The 3,449-nt window shown below is 76.1% G+C and carries 3 protein-coding genes and 1 pseudogene; 1 reads left to right on the top strand and 3 read right to left on the bottom strand.

Annotated elements, in window-relative coordinates:
• The 3 genes and pseudogenes from VR45_RS40555 to VR45_RS50945 all read right to left on the bottom strand — a co-directional run.
• Positions 1-1,838: serine/threonine-protein kinase (locus VR45_RS40555; RefSeq protein ID WP_052709750.1), on the bottom strand; the 1,838-nt coding region annotated here is incomplete at its 3' end.
• A gap of 416 nt (positions 1,839-2,254) precedes the next feature.
• The gene (locus VR45_RS49815) at positions 2,255-2,533 is read right to left on the bottom strand and encodes an MHYT domain-containing protein (RefSeq protein WP_052709749.1); all 279 of its coding nucleotides are present in this window, start codon (positions 2,531-2,533) and stop codon (positions 2,255-2,257) included.
• Positions 2,534-2,612: 79 nt separating this feature from the next.
• Positions 2,613-2,855: pseudogene (locus VR45_RS50945) on the bottom strand (MHYT domain-containing protein); the annotation flags it as partial.
• Here VR45_RS50945 and VR45_RS49810 point away from each other — a divergent pair.
• On the top strand, positions 2,824-3,000 hold the full coding sequence (locus VR45_RS49810) for a hypothetical protein (RefSeq protein WP_234326668.1): 177 nt from the start codon (positions 2,824-2,826) through the stop codon (positions 2,998-3,000). The pseudogene VR45_RS50945 and the gene VR45_RS49810 sit on opposite strands and share 32 nt — an antisense overlap.
• Positions 3,001-3,449: the final 449 nt, after the last annotated feature.

Raw genomic sequence — 3,449 nt, 5'->3', positions numbered from 1 at the left:
GAGTGGTGCTGCCAGGAGACGACCAGCGTGGCGCCGGGCGGCCCCGACGCCACCACGGTGATCCGCGCCTGGAGGCCGAAGCGGCTGCTGTCCAGACAGCCCAGGGAGTCGACGGTCAGCGATTCCACCCGGGTGGGCGCCGGCGGCGGAGAGGTCGTGGTGGACGGTTGCGGTGCGCGGGTGGGGGAGGAGGGGTCGGTGGTGGCGGCCGGGGACGTGGGGGTGGACGGCCGGTCCGTGAGCCGTGGCGCAGGCGTGGACGAGGTGGCGTCCGGGGCGGGGGCCGGAGCGGAGGTGCCGGTGGACGGTGTGCCGGTGGCCGGCGGCTGCGGGCGCGACGGCGGGGGAACGGGCGAGGGCGGCCGGGACGCGGACGGGGAGAACGAGGACGGCCGGGACGCGGCGGGGGACGTGAACGGAGGCGGTACTGCGGGCCGGCTCGTGGAGGGCGGCGCGGAGGCGGAGGCGGAGGCGGAGGTCGGTCGGGAGGACGAGGGGGACCTCGGAGCGCCGGGGGAGGCCGGGCCTGTCGGCACGGGCGGCCGCGTCGTCGCCGTCCCGCCGCCCGTCGGGGCCAGCGTGGTGGTGACCCGCAGCATCGGGCTGCCCGTCACCGTCCGGTCCTCGGACCGGGTCGTCCCGGCGAGCGCCACTCCGGCCAGCACGGCCATCGTGAGGGTGCCCGCGACCGCCCCGGTGCGCCGCAGGCGGCGCGAGCGCCCGGGGCGCGACGGGCCCGCGAGCGTGACCCGCCCGCGCGGCGGAACCGGAGTGCCGGTCCCGGCCGCACCGACACCGCCCTCCCGGGGAACGGAACGGTCCGGCAACGAGCCCTCGGCGGCGACGAGTTGCAGTGGGGGCGAGGGCGCCCCGCCGGGCGCCGCGGCCGCGCTCCGGGGCAGCAGCGCGGCCAGCAGCCCCACCAGGACGGCGAGGTCGGCGTGGCCGTGCTCCTCCCAGAGCTCCCCGTAGCCGGTGGCGGCCGCCGCCTCCAGCAACTGGAGGAACTCCACCGCGCCGGCCGGCCGTTCCTCCGGCCGCTTCGCCATCCCGGCCCGGACCAGCGGCCGCACGGCCTCCGGGACCAGCCCGTCCGGCACCGGCGACTCCAGGTGCTGGACGGCGAGTTCGATCGACGTCGTGCCGTCGAACGGCCGGGCGCCGGTCAGGCACTCGAAGAAGGTGACGGTGGCGGCGTAGACGTCGGCGGTGGGCGAGGCGGGCGCGCCGGTCCACTGCTCGGGCGCCAGGTACGCCGGTGTGCCGGAGATGTCCCGGGCGTCGCCGCCGGGGACGGCGATGCCGAAGTCCACGAGCTTGGAGCTGCCGTCGGCCGCGACCAGGACGTTGGCCGGCTTGTAGTCGCGGTGGACGAGCCCGACGGCGTGCGCGGCGGCCAGACCCAGCAGGGAGCCCTTGAGGACCACCAGCGCCGCCTCCGGGGTGGTGGCGCCCTCCGCCCGCAGCAGCGCGCGCAGTGAGAGGCCGTCGACGAGTTCCATCACGATGGCCGCGTTCGGCCCGGCCTCCACGTACTCGTAGAGCCGGGTGACGTACGGCGAGTCGACCCGGGCCAGGACGGTCGCCTCCCGCCGCAGCGCGGCGCCGTCGGCCGGGTCGTGCAGGTACTTGATCGCGACGGGGGTGCCGGTGGGGCGGTGGTGCGCGAGCCAGACCCGGCCGCTGGCGCCGGCGCCCAGCTCCCGCTCGTGGTCGTACTCCGGCAGCCGCCACCCGTCGGCGGGCGCTGCGGCCGGGTCGTCGTACGGTCGGTGTCTTCGGTCCTGCGGGTCCTGCGGGTCGTGCCGGTCCTGTTGCCGTTGCTCCCGGTCGCGCACGGTGGGCCCCCTCCGCGAGTCGTCTCGCAGCCGTCGACGCGGCCACGGAGCGGTGGGTTCCCCCCTTCGGGCACGGTCCGAACGCGCCCCTGCGGCCGGTCGTGCACGCCCCTGGACGTTCCCGCTGGCAGGCGGCCCGGACCGGGCGGACGGCCGCCGGGAGGAACAGGCGCACTCGGGAGTCGCACGCCCCGCCGGCCCGCGCCCCGGTGCGCCTCCCCGCTTCCCCGCACCTCCGCGTTCTGCCGCGGCCGTCCTCGACGGCACCCCGCCGAACCTCGACACCCGTCACTGGCGCACCCTCACCGCCATGTGCGGGCATCGAGCGGGGAACGGGCGCGCTGAGCGGCCCGGCCGCGGGAAACCCGTGGCCGGGCCGTTCGGCGTCGGAGCCCCGTCCGCAGGGGCCGGGGCCTTCAGCCCTGGCGCTCGAACAGCGGCACCCGGACCGGCTCCGGCCGGTCGCGGTCCAGGCCGGACAGCGAGGCGTCGTGCGGCGACAGCATCAGCGCGATCCCGCCGAGCGAGAGCAGGACGAGGACGGCCACCGCGAGCGGGGTGATGAACTGCGAGGCCGGCAGGCCGCCGACCGGGCTCCGGCCGTCCAGCACCACCGACACGGCGGCCATGCCGGTGTAGTGCATCGCGACCACCGCGACCCCGGCGATCAGCGCCGAGGCGAGCGAGGCCAGCATGCCGGTGATGTTCAGGGATGTTCAGGGTCATCCACAGCGCGGTGGCGGACGCGGCGACGGCGATCGCGATCGAGCCGGCCACGGTCAGGGTGTCGTAGGACACCTGCCCCTGGACGTGCATCGCGGCCATGCCGAGGTAGTGCATCGCCGCCACGCCCAGGCCCATGACGGTGCCGCCGATCAGCAGGGTGCTCAGGCTCCGCGGCCGGTAGCCGACATAGAGGATGCCGAGGCCGCAGACCACGATCGCCAGCACCAGGCTGCACAGCGTCAGGGGCACGTTGTAGAGGATGGTCGAGCCGCTGACGGTGAAGCCCAGCATCGCCAGGAAGTGCATGGTCCAGATGCCGCAGCCGATCTCGGCGGCGCCGAGCAGCAGCCAGCCGAGCCGTCTGCGCGGCGGCAGGTCGAGGGCGCGGACGGTGCAGCGTAGGCCGAGCGCGGCTCCGGTGCAGGCGACCAGGTAGGACAGGACCGGGTTGAGCCAGCCGTAGTGGAAGCCGTCGATCACGGCGTGGTGGGGGTGCATGAGAATACCTGAGCTGACGTTTCGTTGATGGACTCGTTGATGGACGCGCACGGGAACGGCCCGCGGGGGGCCACGGTCCGGTGCGGGGGGTTCCCGCGCGCGGCGGTGCGGGCGGGACGGGTCGGCGACCCGGTGCTGCCCGTCCGGCGTCGGGGGTCACGGACGGCGCCACGGGTGTCGGCAGGCGGGAGGGGGGCGCGGAAGGGGCCTCAAGGGCGGCCGCACGCAACGGGAAGCCGTCTGCCGGGCCTCACGTGCGGGTACATACTATCTGCCCGTCGGGGTCAAGATCTGTTGGGGGTGGTCCTCGCGGATCTTTGGTGAAGACCCGTCGGCCGGCGGCCCCGTCGGTCGGCCCCGTCCTGCTGCGCCCCGTCACGCCCCGCC

The organism is Streptomyces sp. NRRL S-495 (assembly GCF_000966955.1).
In the GTDB taxonomy this organism is placed as follows: Bacteria; Actinomycetota; Actinomycetes; order Streptomycetales; family Streptomycetaceae; genus Kitasatospora; species Kitasatospora purpeofusca.
The sequence above is the reverse complement of the archived record's forward strand: the minus strand, read 5'-3'. Positions and strand labels throughout refer to the sequence as shown.

Excerpts from the sequence above, each read along its gene's own strand:
- VR45_RS49815 (WP_052709749.1), bottom strand. The coding sequence starts at position 2,533 with ATGCTGGCCTCGCTCGCCTCGGCGCTGATCGCCGGGGTCGCGGTGGTC.
- VR45_RS49810 (WP_234326668.1), top strand. The coding sequence starts at position 2,824 with ATGGTCGAGCCGCTGACGGTGAAGCCCAGCATCGCCAGGAAGTGCATG.